General features: G+C 65.1%; 15 protein-coding genes, 2 tRNA genes and 2 riboswitches. Of the genes, 14 read left to right on the top strand and 3 right to left on the bottom strand.

All coding sequences use genetic code 11. The features are described 5' to 3' along the window. Positions 1–31 precede the first annotated feature (31 nt). Positions 32–739, bottom strand: coding sequence for a Midasin (locus tag M3N53_14395; GenBank protein ID MDP9069513.1), 708 nt, complete (start codon positions 737–739; stop codon positions 32–34). A gap of 11 nt (positions 740–750) precedes the next feature. Continuing rightward, positions 751–830: riboswitch (cyclic di-GMP riboswitch) on the bottom strand. Between the two features lie 102 nt (positions 831–932). On the opposite strand from M3N53_14395, the gene M3N53_14390 reads away from it, so the two are divergent. The 9 genes from M3N53_14390 to rpmG all read left to right on the top strand — a co-directional run bounded on the left by M3N53_14390 (position 933) and on the right by rpmG (position 8,426). Continuing rightward, the gene (locus tag M3N53_14390) at positions 933–2,369 is read left to right on the top strand and encodes a peptide ligase PGM1-related protein (protein MDP9069512.1); all 1,437 of its coding nucleotides are present in this window, start codon (positions 933–935) and stop codon (positions 2,367–2,369) included. 129 nt (positions 2,370–2,498) lie between these two features. Continuing rightward, complete coding sequence (locus tag M3N53_14385; protein MDP9069511.1) at positions 2,499–4,250, top strand: S8 family peptidase; 1,752 nt, start codon at positions 2,499–2,501, stop codon at positions 4,248–4,250. Positions 4,251–4,300: 50 nt separating this feature from the next. Beyond that, positions 4,301–6,535: an ATP-binding protein gene (locus tag M3N53_14380; GenBank protein ID MDP9069510.1), complete on the top strand. Its 2,235-nt coding sequence runs from the start codon at positions 4,301–4,303 to the stop codon at positions 6,533–6,535. A gap of 116 nt (positions 6,536–6,651) precedes the next feature. Further along, positions 6,652–6,724: transfer RNA gene (locus M3N53_14375), tRNA-Thr, on the top strand. Positions 6,725–6,751: 27 nt separating this feature from the next. Beyond that, positions 6,752–6,823 (top strand) — tRNA-Met (locus tag M3N53_14370). A gap of 123 nt (positions 6,824–6,946) precedes the next feature. Then, positions 6,947–7,384 carry a hypothetical protein gene (locus M3N53_14365; GenBank protein MDP9069509.1) on the top strand — a complete coding sequence of 146 codons (438 nt, stop codon included), beginning with the start codon at positions 6,947–6,949 and terminating at the stop codon, positions 7,382–7,384. Positions 7,385–7,485: 101 nt separating this feature from the next. After that, complete coding sequence (locus M3N53_14360; protein ID MDP9069508.1) at positions 7,486–7,731, top strand: Arc family DNA-binding protein; 246 nt, start codon at positions 7,486–7,488, stop codon at positions 7,729–7,731. A 34-nt stretch (positions 7,732–7,765) separates the two neighbouring features. Continuing rightward, positions 7,766–8,131: a type II toxin-antitoxin system VapC family toxin gene (locus M3N53_14355; GenBank protein MDP9069507.1), complete on the top strand. Its 366-nt coding sequence runs from the start codon at positions 7,766–7,768 to the stop codon at positions 8,129–8,131. 133 nt (positions 8,132–8,264) lie between these two features. Then, complete coding sequence (gene rpmG / locus M3N53_14350) at positions 8,265–8,426, top strand: 50S ribosomal protein L33 (protein MDP9069506.1); 162 nt, start codon at positions 8,265–8,267, stop codon at positions 8,424–8,426. 51 nt (positions 8,427–8,477) lie between these two features. Here the strand turns inward: rpmG and M3N53_14345 are convergent, their stop codons facing one another. After that, a complete protein-coding gene (locus M3N53_14345; GenBank protein ID MDP9069505.1) occupies positions 8,478–9,182 on the bottom strand; it encodes an HD domain-containing protein in 705 nt (234 codons plus the stop codon). 254 nt (positions 9,183–9,436) lie between these two features. Between M3N53_14345 and M3N53_14340 the strand changes: the two genes are divergently transcribed. The 4 genes from M3N53_14340 to M3N53_14325 all read left to right on the top strand — a co-directional run bounded on the left by M3N53_14340 (position 9,437) and on the right by M3N53_14325 (position 12,311). After that, positions 9,437–10,024, top strand: coding sequence for a WxL domain-containing protein (locus M3N53_14340; protein ID MDP9069504.1), 588 nt, complete (start codon positions 9,437–9,439; stop codon positions 10,022–10,024). A gap of 33 nt (positions 10,025–10,057) precedes the next feature. After that, on the top strand, positions 10,058–10,633 hold the full coding sequence (locus M3N53_14335; GenBank protein MDP9069503.1) for a WxL domain-containing protein: 576 nt from the start codon (positions 10,058–10,060) through the stop codon (positions 10,631–10,633). A 41-nt stretch (positions 10,634–10,674) separates the two neighbouring features. Beyond that, a complete protein-coding gene (locus tag M3N53_14330) occupies positions 10,675–11,685 on the top strand; it encodes a DUF916 domain-containing protein (GenBank protein ID MDP9069502.1) in 1,011 nt (336 codons plus the stop codon). A 166-nt stretch (positions 11,686–11,851) separates the two neighbouring features. Continuing rightward, positions 11,852–11,930, top strand: a riboswitch (cyclic di-GMP riboswitch). Positions 11,931–11,939: 9 nt separating this feature from the next. Continuing rightward, positions 11,940–12,311 carry a hypothetical protein gene (locus tag M3N53_14325; GenBank protein MDP9069501.1) on the top strand — a complete coding sequence of 124 codons (372 nt, stop codon included), beginning with the start codon at positions 11,940–11,942 and terminating at the stop codon, positions 12,309–12,311. A gap of 107 nt (positions 12,312–12,418) precedes the next feature. On the opposite strand, the gene groL is transcribed toward M3N53_14325, so the two are convergent. Continuing rightward, positions 12,419–14,038, bottom strand: coding sequence for a chaperonin GroEL (groL, locus tag M3N53_14320; GenBank protein ID MDP9069500.1), 1,620 nt, complete (start codon positions 14,036–14,038; stop codon positions 12,419–12,421). Positions 14,039–14,351: 313 nt separating this feature from the next. On the opposite strand from groL, the gene M3N53_14315 reads away from it, so the two are divergent. Next, a partial coding sequence (locus M3N53_14315) for an Ig-like domain-containing protein (GenBank protein MDP9069499.1) occupies positions 14,352–14,704 on the top strand: 353 nt, incomplete at its 3' end.

Raw genomic sequence — 14,704 nt, 5'->3', positions numbered from 1 at the left:
CTGTTTCGTCTGTATCTATGCGGTTCTTTAGCTAGTCGTCAGAGCCCTCGGAGTCGTCCTCGTCCTCGAGGTCCTCGTCGGACTCGTCACAGTCGTCGGCGTCCTCGACGCCGTCTTCGTCCAGATCGTCGTCCTCGTCCTCGTCGTCGACACCATCGGCGTCAGAGTCTTCGTCGCCATCTTCCGTGCCGTCGTTGTCGGAGTCCGCGTCGTCTTCGTCCTCGACGCCGTCGTCATCGAGGTCGCCGTCGGAGCCGCTGTCGTTCTCGTCCTCGTCGTCGAGCCCGTCCTCGTCGGCGTCATCGTCGTCGGCGGTGCAGGTCTCGTCCGCGTCGTCCTCGTCCTCGTTGTCGACGCCGTCCTCGTCCTCGTCCTCGTCGCCGTCTTCGGTGCCGTCATCGTCGGTGTCGGCGTCATCGGCGTCGGTGTCCTCGTCGGCGTCCTTCACCTCGTCACCGTCGTCCATGCCGTCGTCGTCGGAGTCCTCATCCTTCGGCTCCGTGTCGTGGCGGTACTCGGCGAGGTTGCGCAGCCCGTCGTGATCCGGGTTGCCGCCGGCGTTGGCGCGGTCCGGGTTCAGGCCGTGGTTGACCTCCCAGCGGTTCGGCATGCCGTCGTCGTCGCGGTCGCGGTCACCCGCGGCGAAGGCACCGGCGGAGAGCCCGATGACGTAGTAGGCGGCCAGAAGAAGTCCGGCCAGGAAGCGAAGGCCTTTCGACCTCAGAAGTCGTGTCTCCACGTGGTGCTCCTTTCGGTAGCTGGGCTACCTCGCTTGTCGAGGTCCCGTGGCTTTGCGCCCCCACCTCACGGTGGGTTTGCCTTTTCGTGAGCTGCACCCGGTACAACGTCTGTCATCCACCAGGGATACGGGTCAGGAGAAAGTTTTCTCGCCGCCCGCTCGGGTCAAACGGGCCGCAGATTAACCTCGGGCTGTGGATGCCGAGCCTCGTCGCGGAGCGGTCGGCGCGCGGGCGCCCTCCGAGCTGGACGAGGGAGTGGTCATAGTGCTCCCGTCGCTGTCGTTCCCGCCGGAGGAGCTCCGCAAGATCGTCGGCATCCAGCACTACGAGGAGCGGTTGTTGTGCCTCTTGCTGCTGCTACGCAACCCTCGTCTGAAGATGCTCTACATCACCTCCCTGCGGGTCCCGGAGCCGATCGTCGACTACTACCTGAGCTTGTTGGACGACCCCGCGCACGCAGCCGACCGCCTCTACGTCATGTCGCTGGGAGACCTGTCGATCCGTCCGCTGACGGAGAAGGTCCTCGACCACCCTTATGCCGCTAAGCGGATCCGCGAGCTAGCGGGCGGGGCCGAGCAGTCCTACATCTTGCCGTTCAACGTCACGGAGCTCGAGGTGAGGCTCGCGGAGGAGACGGGGGTTGCTCTTTATGGGGCTCCGCTGCACCTCGTTCATCTTGGCTCGAAGAGCGGTTCGCGCAAAGTCGCGAAGCGCGCCGGGGTGCCGGTGCTCGCCGGCGCCGAAGACATCTACGACCTGGACGTGCTGGAAGACGAGATCCAGCGGCTGCGCGCCGAGCAACCCGGAGCCGGCGCCGCCGTGATCAAGCTCAACGACGGGTTCTCGGGGCAGGGCAACGCGATCGTCGAGCTGGAGAGCGTCACCGGCCGCCTGGTCGATTCTCGGACGGTGTTCTGCGCCGGCGAGGAAAACTGGGAGACATTCGGGCCCAAGATCCAGTTGGGCGGCGCCGTCGTCGAGCTCTTGCTGCGCGATCCCGGCATCGCGTCGCCCAGCGTGCAGATGAGGATCCTGCCGGACGGCTCGGACGAGGTCATCTCGACGCACGACCAGTTGTTGGGGGGGCCGGACGATCAGGTCTACCTCGGCTGCCGGTTCCCAGCGCACCTTTCTTATAGGAGCTTGATCCAGGACCACGCCCGCAGCGTGGCACGTGTGCTTGCGGCCGAGGGCGTCATCGGCTCGTTCGCGATGGACTTCCTCGTCACCCCTGTCGGAGAGACCTACCTGAGCGAGATCAACCTGCGCATGGGCGGCACGACTCATCCGTTCCTCATGGTCAGGCACGCGACTTGCGGGCGTTACGACGAGGCTTCGGGAGAGCTGGTCACCGATGCAGGCCCGCGTTGCTACGTGGCGACCGACAACCTGAAGTCACCGAGCTACGTGGGCCTCGACCCCGTCGAGGTGATGCGCGCCGTACGGGCAGAGGGGCTCGCGTATGACCGCGCAGCGCAGACGGGGATCTTTCTCCACCTCCTCGGCGCGCTCCGGTCTTACGGGAAGCTAGGCGCCACCTGTGTAGGTGAGTCAACCGATGATGCTGATGAGCTATACGACGCCCTTGTGGACCTATTGGAAGAACTGTCCGCTTTACATGGCCCGTGAGCAGGGGGTTGTTCGTGCCGGAGTAGCTACCCCGGACTAATGCCTATTTGGTGTGTCTGGGCCATGGTGCTCGAGCCCTCTAAAGCGGATGTTGTCTCTGACGCAACAACTGGGAGACAAGAAAGGCAGATGACGACGATGCCTCTGGCCCTAACAGCCGGACGAGCCATCAAGCTAAGCCGCACGATCGTCGCGGCCGTTTTGGTGTCTCTACTCATGCTCGGGCTGTCGCCCGCAGCACCCGCGGTTTCCGAGGAAGCGGCAAAGGTCGTGTCCGTCATCGTCCAGGGCGTGAACGGCTCCGCTGAGGCGCGCCGGGCGGTCGAGTCGGTCGGGGGCACCATCACCCGTGATCTCTCGATCATCAAGGGTGTGTCCGCCGAGGTTCCGGCGCGTTCCCTGAACCTGCTCGAGTCGAACCCTTCGATCTTCCAGGTCAGCCCGAACGAGAGGGTCGGTTTCCATGGTGACGGCGACGGAAGCGATATCACCCACCGGATCCAGAAGGTCGTCCGCGCGACGCAGGCTTGGAGCGAGGGCATCACGGGCCGCGGCGTCACGGTAGGGCTCCTCGACACCGGCGTCTACAACCACCCGGACCTTGCGGGCCGCGTCATCTGTGGCGCGGACCTCACGGCCGAGGCGGGGACCGAGGCCGAGTGCGAGGACACTTTCGGTCACGGCACCTTCATGGCGGGCCTCATAGCGGGTGACGGAACTTCGTCCAACGGCAAGTACAAGGGTGCTGCTCCCGAGGCTCGCGTCGTGACGGTCAAGGCTGCCGGATTCGACGGCTCGACCGACATCTCCACCATCCTCGCCGGGATCCAGTGGTTCGTCGCTCACGAAGACACCTACGCGATCCGCGTGCTGAACCTGTCCCTCGGATCCGACTCCTCTCAGGACTACCGTCTCTCGCCGCTGAACTATGCGGTCGAGCGGGCCTGGGACGCCGGTATCGCGGTCGTCGTCTCGGGCGGCAACAGCGGTCCCGACTCCGGCACGATCATGAAGCCGGCCGACGACCCCTTCGTCATCACCGTCGGCTCGAGCAACGACGAGGGTTCTATCGCCGCCGGAGACGACCTGGTCCCGGTCTTCTCCAGCCGTGGCCCCACGCGCTCGAACGGGCTAGCCAAACCGGACGTCGTTTCTCCTGGCGTCCACACGATCTCGCTGGCTTCTCCGGGTAGCGCCATCGAGCAGAAGTACGGCTCCTCGGCGAGCATCGACGGCGGGTACTTCCGTGGCACGGGCACGTCGATGTCCACCGCTACCGTCTCGGGTGTCGTTGCTCAGATCCTGCACCGCAACCCGGACCTAAACCCGGACCAGGTGAAGTTCCGTCTGACCGAGACGGCTCGGGCTATCGGTGAGACCGACCCTCTGAAGGCCGGCGCCGGACTCATCGACTCGTACGCTGCGTCCACGAGCGACCTGACCGGATCGGCGAACCAGAACATCGAGCGCTCGACCGGGCTCGGCCTCTTGGACCTGGACCGTGGCTCGATCGAGGTCGAGGTCGTGACACCCGCCGGCCAGATCGCTCTAACCGGAGAGTTCAACGCTCAGCTCGATCCAGAGAGCGCCACGTCCGACAATCCGACGGGGCTGTTCCCCTACGTCGCCACCAACTTCACCACGAGTGGCTGGGACGCGGCGTCTTGGAAGGCTGCTTCGTGGAAGACTGAAGACTGGGCGGCGGCCTCTTGGAAAGCCGCCTCCTGGAAGGCAACCACGTGGGACGCCGCCTCGTGGAAGGGCACCGAGTGGGACAACCTCGACTGGGACGCGGCGTCATGGAAGGGCGTCGACTGGGACGCAGCCTCCTGGAAGGCGGCCTCCTGGAAGAGCCACTGGTACGCCGCCGCCTGGGACTGACCCCTGCTTCGTTTCTTGCCGTTGATTAGCGGGCCTCGTAGCCGACGGTGATGCTTGTGAGTCTCCTCAAGCTGCGTGTCTATATCGGAGTGCTAACGGTCGCGCTGGGCTGGGTCCTCGCCCAGAGCGCGGTGGCGCCGCACGGGTTTGACACGAACGTCCCTTACTGGATCCTGCTCATCGCCTTGTACACGGCGGCTGAGCTGGTCGTTCTGCTGTTCCATCATCAGGGCGGCCGCGTCGGGCTGAGCACCGCCGAAGCGGTGTTCCTGCCTATGGTCGTGGGGCTGTCGTTCTCGCAGACGGTCTGGGGAGTCACTGTGGGAGCGGCGATCGTGAGCATCGCTCACCGGCGTGTCGGCATCGCAAAGGGCATCTTCAACGTCGCACAGTTCGGTTGTGCAGCCGCGGCAGCTGCGGCGTTCTGGACTGCTTTCGGTGACCCCGCGGGACGCTTGACACCGATCAGCGCACTGGTAGCGGTTGCCGCGGTCCTGATATTTGCGCTGATGACACACGTCTTCGTAGCCGGCGCGATCTCACTTGCCGAGGGCAGATCTTTCGTCGAACTGCTGCGCGAGGTCGCGTCGGCCGCGCTCACGAACCTAGCCGGCAACGTCGTACTCGGCCTGTTGCTAGCCGCCTCGTACGAAGGTTCCCCGTGGAGCGCTCTGCTGTTCCCAGTCCCGATGATCGCTCTATTTCTGGGATATCGAGCCTTCTTGCGCCACGAGCAAGAGCGCGAGCGGGTCGAGAAGCTCCATGAGGCCAGCCGTGCCCTCGCTGTAAACCCGACGTTCGACGTCGCGGTAACTAGGTTCCTTTCTGCTGCGGCGAAGATGGTGTCGGCGGTGGAGGCACAGGTCGTACTTCCCGTGCGCGGCGAGTTGCATCACTACGCGATCCGTAACGGCGACGTCCTTCACGCGGGGCCGGTTGACGAAGACGCTCGCATCATGAACTTGGTCCGGGAGGTCCAACGGACGCGCAAGTACATCACCGTCGCAGGCCTGGAGGGCGGGCCCCACAAGCACCTGGCAGACCAAATGGGGAGTCGGGATCTCGTCGCAACCCCGCTCGTGGACTCAGACCAGGTGATCGGGTGCTTCGTCGCCTCCGATCGCGTTGGAGCCGATGAGTTCGGCGAGAGCGACGCGCGGCTCCTCGAGGCGCTTGGGAACGAGCTCGTGCTCACGCTCGATTCCTACCGGCTCTTCGCGCAGGTCGCCGAGGAGCGGGAGCGGTTCCAGCAGATCTTCGCGGGCTCCAAGGAGGGCATCTGTCTACTGGATGAAGACGGCATCATCCGGGCTTGGAACCCAGCCCTCGCGCGCATCACCGGGTTCGTCGAGGAACGCGTCATCGGGGAGAGGTGGTCAGACAGGGTTCTGGTGCGCGACCGGTACCACCGGCGCATCGAGGGGATGGATATCGTCACCGTCCCTCCGGATGAAGAGCTCGAGCTCGTGACGCGTCAAGGCCCTCCCCGCTGGATCGCCGTCACGGCCGGTGAGGTGCAGTCGGAGGATCAGCGCAGCTGGGTGTTGTTGGTCCGCGACATCACCGCCGAGCACGAGCTCGAGGAGTCGAAGTCGGACTTCCTCTCCACGATCTCACACGAGCTCCGCACGCCACTGACCACGATCAAGGGGTCGCTGCAGGTGTTGTCGCGACCGAACAGGGGGGCTAACAGCGAGGTCGGCGAACAGATGATCGAGATCATGAAGCGGGGCTCGGACCGCCTCGAGCGTCTCGTTATGAACCTGCTCGCGGTGTCTCAGATGGAGGCGGGTGACGTGCAGGTGTTCCCAGAGGAGGTGCCGCTCGAGGAGATGGTGCGGGGCCGCGTTGCCTCCATACTGCCCGACCACCCTCAGGTAGAAGTCACGGCAGTGGAAGAAGTGGTCGTGCGAGCAGATCGGGAGCGGCTGTCACAGGCGGTCGAGCATCTACTGGACAACGCTCGGAAGTACGGCCCCGACTCCGGATGCATCGAGGTAACGATCGCGAAAGAGAACGGCTACACGCGACTGTCGGTTTCAGATGAGGGGCCGGGCATCCCGAAGATCGATCAGGAGCGGATCTTCGATCGGTTCGTCCGGCTCGGCCACGTCTTGACGCGAGAGACACAGGGGCCGGGCGTCGGGCTGTTCATCGCCAAGCGTTCCATCGAGGCGATGGGCGGGTCGCTCACGGTGGAGAGCGAGCCGGGTCGGGGTGCCACGTTCCACGTGCGGATCCCGCTCGCGAGACCTATGGCGGCGATCGAGTCGACGAGCGCCTAACGGTCGTGACACAGCAAGACGCGGTCGAGCGACTTCAGCGGCTTCACGTGTCCGCCCGGGCCCCTCGTCTTTACGACGTAGGAGGCCCATCCACTACACTCGCGGGCGGTCCCAACGCCCCGTTAGCTCAGTCGGCAGAGCGTCTCCATGGTAAGGAGAAGGTCCACAGTTCGATTCTGTGACGGGGCTCGGAGTGCTGCAGTCGAGCGCCTCCAGGGCGGCGTAGCTCAGGGGCAGAGCAAGCGGCTCATAATCGCTGAGTCGGTGGTTCGAGTCCACCCGCCGCTACGACGATCCTCGAGGCCCCGTCCCATCGACGGGGCCTCTTCCATGCGGCTCAGGCTGTTGAGAGCACCCCAGACTCAAGCTAGGGTCGCTGGTGCCGACTTAATCGGGGTGGAGGTTACGAAGGTGGCGCAACGCTACTGCCCGCGCTGTGGGACCGATGTGGAAGACGTCGGGGGCTTCTGCCTACTCGGGCACTCGCTGAAGCTAAGGTCGGTAACCGAGCGACCAGGCGCCGGCGGAAGCGAAGCGGTGTATCAGCCACTTCAGCCAGCTCAGCCAGAGCAGCGTGCTGCGTCTGCGGTGGACCTGTACCAGCAGCTTCAGACAGACCCGCGGCCAGTTCCGACTGAGGCGGCGATCCTCAGCCCCCCTCCGCCTCCACCACCACCGCTCCCAGCCGATCACGACGAGCGGAAGAACCCGATGGACGAGGTGTGGGCGGGGCTCGACGCGCAAGACCGTTCCGCCGACGACCCGATCACGGCCTTCGCCCCTAACAGCCGGATGTACTGGGGGCCGGGCGAGGGGAAGCTCAAGAAGCGCCGCTTCAAGCGCTCGTAGCGCTTCGCCGGTACCCGCTACACCTGGACGACGAGCGTCTCCCGTTTGTGGTGACCGCTGGTGCGCTTTCACCCTGCTAGCGTTGTGCTAGCATGAGAAGGATGGCGAAAGCGCTCCACGTTCGCGGTATCCCCGATGAGTTGTATGAGGCGCTCCGAAGTGCGGCGGCAGAAGATGGCCGTTCGATCTCGGCCGAGACGATAGCCATCCTCAAGAAGGCTCTCGCGGAGCGGCTCGTAGCGAGGGCGCAGATCATGCTGAACGTCGAGCAGCGTCGCCTGCAGATGGGGTCCGGCGTCGAGGGTGTCGATCTCGTGAAGATGATCCGGGAGGATCGGGATCGCTGAAGTTGTTATCGACGCAAGCGCGCTGTTCGAATGGTTGCTGCCGGGGCGCCGTCATCCACTGGTAGCTCCGTTGATGGAGGACCCCGCTCTCGACGTTCTGGCCCCCGATCTCATCTTCTCCGAGGTCGCCAACGGCTTCCGGAAGGTGTCGCGAGCATCGATCCTGGCCCACAAGAACCTGTTACGCGCGATCGACGATCTGTCCAACCTTGATCTTGTTGCCGTCGGCGTCCGGCCCTTGCTCACGCTCGTGGGCCCGCTGCTTCTCGATCTGAGCGCTTACGACGCGTGCTATCTCGCACTCGCTCTCTCTCGACGCGCCGCCCTGGCAACCTTCGACCGGCGATTGGCATCTGTGGCCGCTTCCCACGGCGTGGCGCTCTCGTTACCGACCGACTGACGACGGTGAGCGGTCGCGGCAACGTTGTGAGAGGGCTCGGCGACGGCGACTCAGTCGTCGTCGAGGATTAGGGGTCCCGAGTCGCTCCTCTATACTCGCGGCCTCTTTTCCGAACGACTTTTCGAGGTGAATGATGGCGACTGATCGCCGCGTCCACGCGACGCTCGAGTGCACCCAGTGCAAGCGGCGTAACTACATAACCAGCAAGAACCGCCACAACAATCGCGACCGGCTCGAGCTCAAGAAGTACTGTCGCTGGTGCTCGGGCCACACCCCTCACAAAGAAAGCCGCTAGGCGCGCGGGGCCGCGCCTCGAGAGGCCCCCGCCCCGCGCTGCGGGTTCTGGTTAGACGGCAGCCCCCACGAAGCGCGCCGCGGAGTCGTCGACCGCCTGCTTCACGCTGACGATCTCGTCGATGCGGTCGAAGAACAGGTCGAGGATCATGCTGTCGAAGTGCGCCCTGCGACCCTTCCGCATGACGTCCAAAGCCTCTTCGAAAGTGAATCCCTTGCGGTAGATACGGTCCGTGGTCAGGGCGTCGAACACGTCTGCAACGGCGGCGATGCGGCCTTCCAGCGGGATCTCATCACCAACGAGCCGCCGCGGGTAGCCGCTTCCGTCGACCTTCTCGTGATGGGTCCATGCGATCACAGCGGCGGTCGTTGCCAGCTCGGAGGTGGAGCCGGCGAGGATGTCGTATCCGATCTGGGCATGGGTCTTCATGGTGCTCATCTCGTCTGCGGTCAGGCGACCCGGTTTGAGCCGGATCGAGTCGGGGACGCCGATCTTGCCGATGTCATGCATCTTCGCGGCGATCCGGATCGTCTCCCGCCGTCCCTCATCGAGTCCGAGCGCGTCTCCGAGGACCGCGCAGAAACCGCTCATCCGCTCGAGGTGACGTGACGTCTCACCGTCTCGCAGCTCCGCCGCGAGCGCCAAGCAGTGGGTCGTCTCTTCCTGAGCGAGGCGCAGATCCTGCTGGGCATGCTCCAGCTCGGCGATGGTGTCCAGGAGCCCCATCGTGGGCTCACCTTGTTCTGCGTCGGACATCTGCTAGGTCACCCTCCTCTAGTCCGGTAAAGCACCCCATCGACCCAATTGGAGCTGCGATTTAGGGCGGGCTGACGCATCTGTGCCTGCCTGACCCAAGCTGCCTCGCAAGCGGTGTAGGTCGGCGTGATAAGGCGAAATGACTACACCCGATTTAGTCCTTCCGGGGCATTGGGGCGGCCCGACGTCGCGTCGATACCTAGGTACGAGGAGAAGTCCAATCAGGGGCTTCTGAAGACAGAAGGATGCTAGAGATGAAGATGCGACGTTTCGCCACGAGCTTGCTGGCTGTGACCGTTGTGAGCACCCTAGCCATGCCGGCGGCATCCGCCGCTACCGACCCAACCGACATCAGCCTCACCGGTGGTGACCTGACCGCTACGACGCCGACGGTGGGCGACTTCGCCGCCGTCACCCTCGACGGCACCGCGAAGTCCACCACGGCCGCAATGGGTACGTGGGACGTCACCGATGCGAGAGGCACCGGCCTCGGCTGGAACCTGACCTTCCAGGCGACCCAATTCGCCGAGTGGGACTCGACGCTGAACGCGGGAGCGGGTGGATACGTGACCGGCGGCAAGAAGCTGGCCGCGAGCTCGCTCAAGATGCCGGTTCCCAGCGTGCTCGCGGACGGAACGCTGTCGGCACTCCCGACGATCCTGACCGGCCCCTACACCCTCGACAGCGGCAGCGCGGTGAAGGTCGCCAGCGCGGCTCTCGACGCCGGCATGGGCAACTACGACTTCACTCCTGGCGGCTCCCTCACGCTGACGGTGCCTGCCAACGCATACGCACGCACGTACCGCAGCGAGGTCACGGTCTCGGTCGTCTCGGGTCCGTAACCACTACTACCTACTGACAGGAGGTCGCCGATCATGAATAGGAATCACCTGCGCTGTTTGCTCGCCACGTCGGCGACCGCTCTGCTCGTGGGTGCGGTGGCGGCCCCGGCCGCGGCGGCACCGACGAACGCCAAGGTTGGCGGCGGCGCCCTGAGTGTCTCCGGGGTGTCCGTTCCGGACTTCCCCGGCGCCACGCTGGATGGCCAGCCGAAGGCGGTGACCGCGGCCATGGCGAACTTCAGCGTGAGCGACGCCCGCGGCAACGGCTTCGGCTGGAATGTCACCGTGCAGGCTACGCAGTTCGCGGAGTGGGACGCAGCCACTGCCACCCTCGTGAGTGGTGGCAAGACCCTCGCCCTCAACTCCTTGAAGCTCCCGACGCCTGCCGTCACGGCGGACGGGACCACATCGCCGCCGCCGTCGGTGGTTGCCGGTCCGCACCGGATCGACACCACGGGCGCCGTGAAGATCGCCAGCGCCGCCACCGACACGGGCATGGGCAAGTACAACTTCAGCGTCGCCGACCCGCTCGAGCTCACGATCCCGGCCAATGCCTACGCGAAGACCTACCGCAGCACGGTCACGCTCTCGGTCGTTTCGGGCCCCTGAGCCCGGTCTTAACGGAGGCGGCTCGCGGCTATAAAGAGTGCGTGAGGACACTGACGCGTCTCTGCTTCCTAGCTGTGCTGGTGAGCCTGTCGCTGACCGCGACCGTGCCGGCGTCGGCACAACCGGACGACCCCGAGTTCGTCGCCGAGCCGGGGCCGGGCGCACAGAGCGCTGAGGGCTACTTCATGATCGCGGCGGAGCCGGGGCAGCGCCTCGAGCAGTCGGTCTACCTGCGGAACGACTCTCGCAAGCCACTGAAGCTGAACCTGGCTGGGGTTGACGCCACGACGGGTCCCGTCGGGGGCGCTTCCTACGAGTTGCCGAACGATCCTCGCGACGCGGTTGGAGCCTGGATATCGCTCGATCGGGATTCGGTCACGGTCCCACCCGGCAAAGGTGCGGAGGTCACGTTCGAGGTAGACGTGCCAGACGATGCCGCCACAGGTGAGCACCTCGGTGGGATAGCCGTGTGGGCGCCGGCCGAGGAGGACGACGTCGAGGCCGCGCCCGCGGGACAGGCCGGCGCCAGCGTGGCCTTCCAGACGCGTCGCATCATCGCGGTTCAGGTGAACCTTCCAGGGCCTTCCGAGCCGCTGCTGGCGATCTCGGGTGTCACGCCCGTCGCTCGTCCCGATGGCATCTACCTCGAGATCGGCATCGAGAACCAGGGCACAGCCCTCACCAAGGGCGACGGGATCATCATGCTCCCCGACGACGACTTCCAACGCGAGTTCCCACTCGACACCTTCGTTCCACGCACCTCGATCGCCTACCCGATCCAGTGGGTGGCGGCGGCCGACAACGGCACCTATGACGCGGCCGTGGAGATCCGCTACGACGACAAGATCGCCACCTGGGAGGGAACGTTCACGGTGGGCGACGCGGTGCAAGAAGAGCTGGCCCAGCGCCAGACGAACCGGCCTCCGCGCGACTGGCTCCCGATCATCACGATGGTGGCGCTCGTGCTCGCCGCCGGGCTCCTCCTGTTGCTGCTGAAAGAGCGCCGCCGGACCTCGAAAGAGCTCGAGCTGAGCCCAGAGGGCGACTCCTAGAACAGCCTCGCTCCACGGGATTCTTCCGGCCTCTCACCCATATGAGTGCTGATCGACTGGCGTAGCGAACGGCTCCCAGGGCGAGCAGCTGGTGGAAATACCACCGAGATTAACCATCTTCCTGACGCTCGAAACGACCGATAGATCTATTACGAGCAGCACGTTCCACCGAAAAGGGCAAACCCGCTGCGAGGCGGGGACGCAAAACCAGGGGTCTCGGTCGCCGAGACGGCCCAGTTACCGAAGGAGCACATGTGAAGAAGACCGCGGCGCTGTCGGTCGCAGCATTTGGTCTCAGCGCGATGCTGGGCAGTCCCACCGGCGCCTTCGCCGGCACTGGCTCCGCACCGTCGAGGCTTACGCTTTCGGTTTCCGAAGGTGTCACGTGGGTCCAACTCCACCTCGAGGCGGGCGATCACTCCGACGTCTCCATCAAGATCTTCAAGGTCCGCAAACGCAGGGATCGGTTGTGGCAGCGCTGCGACCTCAACTACTCCGGAGCGGGCACGTATCGCTGCGGCCTTGACTCGAGCAGACGGCCGTTCGTTCGTAGCGAGCGCGGACGCTGGATCGCCGAGGCGCTTGTTGATGACCTTTTGATCGCTCGTCAGGAGTTCACCCTCTAGACACGGCGACGGTAAGAAAGCGGCACAGTTTCCAACCGCCACAACCCATAGACGCGCTCGAGGCGCCGGTTTTGCCGGCGCCTCGAGTTGTACCTACCGCCGTGGGTTTAGAAATCCATGTCCCCGCCGCCCGGCATCGCGGGAGCCTTCTCCTTCTCGGGAGCGTCCGCCACGATGGCCTCGGTAGTCAGGAAGAGGCCTGCTATGGAGGCCGCGTTCTGCAGCGCGGAGCGCGTGACCTTGGCGGCGTCGATGACTCCGGCGCGATACAGATCCCCGTACTCACCGGTCGCCGCGTTCAGGCCCTCGCCCGGGCCGAGCTTGCGCACCGTCTCGGCGACGACGCCCGGCTCCATCCCAGCGTTCCGAGCGATCACCTTCAGAGGCTCTTCGAGTGCACGCTTGACGATCGTGGCGCCGGTGGCCTCGTCGCCGTCCAGCTCCAGCTTCTCGAGTGCCTCCGCCGCGTGCAGCAACGTCACGCCACCACCGGCGACGATGCCCTCTTCGACCGCGGCCTTCGTCGTCTGCACCGCGTCTTCGATCCGGTGCTTCTTCTCTTTGAGCTCGACCTCGGTGGCAGCCCCCACCTTGACCACGCCGACGCCGCCGGCGAGCTTGGCGAGACGCTCCTGCAGCTTCTCGCGGTCATAGTCGGAGTCGCTGCGTTCGATCTCGGCCTTGATCTGATTGACGCGGCCCGTGATCTCGTCGGCCGAGCCGCCGCCTTCGACGATCGTAGTGTCGTCCTTCGTGACGACCACCTTGCGAGCGCGCCCGAGCATGTCCAAGCTGACGCCTTCGAGCTTGAGGCCGATCTCCTCGGACACCACCTGGCCGCCGGTGAGGATCGAGATGTCACCTAGCATCGCCTTGCGCCGGTCGCCGAACCCCGGCGCCTTGATCGCGACCGCCTTGAAGGTGCCTCGGATCTTGTTGACCACGAGCGTGGCGAGGGCCTCACCCTCCAGGTCTTCCGCGATGATCAGCAGCGACTTACCGGACTGCATCACCTTCTCGAGCACAGGAAGGAGATCCTTCACCGCCGATATCTTCTGGTTGGCGATCAGGATGTAGGGGTCGTCTAGGACCGCTTCCATGCGCTCTGCGTCCGTCACGAAGTAGGGCGAGATGAAGCCCTTGTCCAGACGCATGCCCTCCACGAGCTCGAGCTCGAGACCGAAGGTGTTCGACTCCTCGACGGTGATGACACCGTCTTTTCCGACCTTGTCCATAGCCTCCGCGATCGCTTCGCCGATCTCGGTGTCGTTGTTCGCGGAGATCGATGCCACCTGCGCGATCTGCTCGCGCCCCTCGACATCGCGGGACTGGGACCGGATCGTCTCGACGACCGACTCGACCGCCTTCTCGATCCCGCGCTTCAGAGCGATCGGGTTGGCACCCGCCGCGACGTTTCGCAGGCCTTCGCGAACCATCGCCTGGGCCAGCACCGTTGCCGTCGTGGTTCCGTCACCGGCGACGTCGTCGGTCTTCTTGGCTACTTCCTTGACCAGCTCGGCCCCGATCTTCTCGTAGGGGTCGTCGAGCTCGATCTCCTTGGCGATCGAGACGCCATCGTTCGTGATCGTGGGCGCCCCCCACTTCTTCTCGAGAACCACGTTGCGACCCTTGGGGCCCAGCGTCACCTTCACGGCATCGGCGAGCTGGTTCATGCCACGCTCGAGCGACCGGCGGGCCTCTTCTTCGAACGAGAGGATCTTGGCCATGGCTACCTCCTTGGGAGCTCATTTAGCACTCTTGAGACTTGAGTGCTAAATGTAGCGCGTCTGAGGCCGGATCCGCAAACCGCACTCCCTCAGCCCGCTGGAACCAGGCGTTTCGGCGCCCGCGTCTGATCCGCGTGGAGGCGCGGGAGTCGGTGCGGCGGTGCCGCCGCCGGGTGGGCCATTCCTGTGGGCACTTCGGAGCGGTCGGGGGGTGCCGAATCCCCCAAAAAGGGGCGTTTAAGTCCTCATGGCGACTGCCGATACTTGTCACGGGAGCGTAACGAGACGGTAACGACAGCTGGGGGGGCGAGTCATGGGCTACATCGCGAGGCGACGCAGCGCCACAGTCGCGGTCGCCATGGCTTTGGTAGCCACGCTGGCCCCACCTGCCCAGGCCGCCCCTAACAAGCCGCCCACCGCAACGGACGATTCCGGCAGCACGAACGAAGACACCACCCTGACGATCGGGGTCACCGCGAACGACACCGATCCGAACAGGGGCGACAAGCTGACGGCTTCCGGCTCGGGCGCCACCGCCCAGGGAGGCACCTTCTCGTGCTCGGGCACCTCTTGCACCTACACGCCTCCCGCCAACTTCTCGGGCAGCGACTCCTTCGACTACACCGTCTCCGACGGCAACGGCGGATCCGACACCGGCACCGTGAC

The organism is Actinomycetota bacterium, from assembly GCA_030776625.1.
Taxonomy (GTDB): Bacteria; Actinomycetota; CADDZG01; order CADDZG01; family WHSQ01; genus MB1-2.
The sequence above is the reverse complement of the archived record's forward strand: the minus strand, read 5'-3'. Positions and strand labels throughout refer to the sequence as shown.

What these genes read in the sequence shown, in the direction of transcription:
- M3N53_14385 (MDP9069511.1), top strand. Translation starts at nt 2,499, where the DNA reads ATGACGACGATGCCTCTGGCCCTAACAGCCGGACGAGCCATCAAGCTA.
- rpmG (MDP9069506.1), top strand. Translation starts at nt 8,265, where the DNA reads ATGGCGACTGATCGCCGCGTCCACGCGACGCTCGAGTGCACCCAGTGC.
- M3N53_14335 (MDP9069503.1), top strand. Translation starts at nt 10,058, where the DNA reads ATGAATAGGAATCACCTGCGCTGTTTGCTCGCCACGTCGGCGACCGCT.
- M3N53_14360 (MDP9069508.1), top strand. Translation starts at nt 7,486, where the DNA reads ATGGCGAAAGCGCTCCACGTTCGCGGTATCCCCGATGAGTTGTATGAG.
- groL (MDP9069500.1), bottom strand. Translation starts at nt 14,038, where the DNA reads ATGGCCAAGATCCTCTCGTTCGAAGAAGAGGCCCGCCGGTCGCTCGAG.
- M3N53_14380 (MDP9069510.1), top strand. Translation starts at nt 4,301, where the DNA reads ATGCTTGTGAGTCTCCTCAAGCTGCGTGTCTATATCGGAGTGCTAACG.
- M3N53_14345 (MDP9069505.1), bottom strand. Translation starts at nt 9,182, where the DNA reads ATGTCCGACGCAGAACAAGGTGAGCCCACGATGGGGCTCCTGGACACC.
- M3N53_14340 (MDP9069504.1), top strand. Translation starts at nt 9,437, where the DNA reads ATGAAGATGCGACGTTTCGCCACGAGCTTGCTGGCTGTGACCGTTGTG.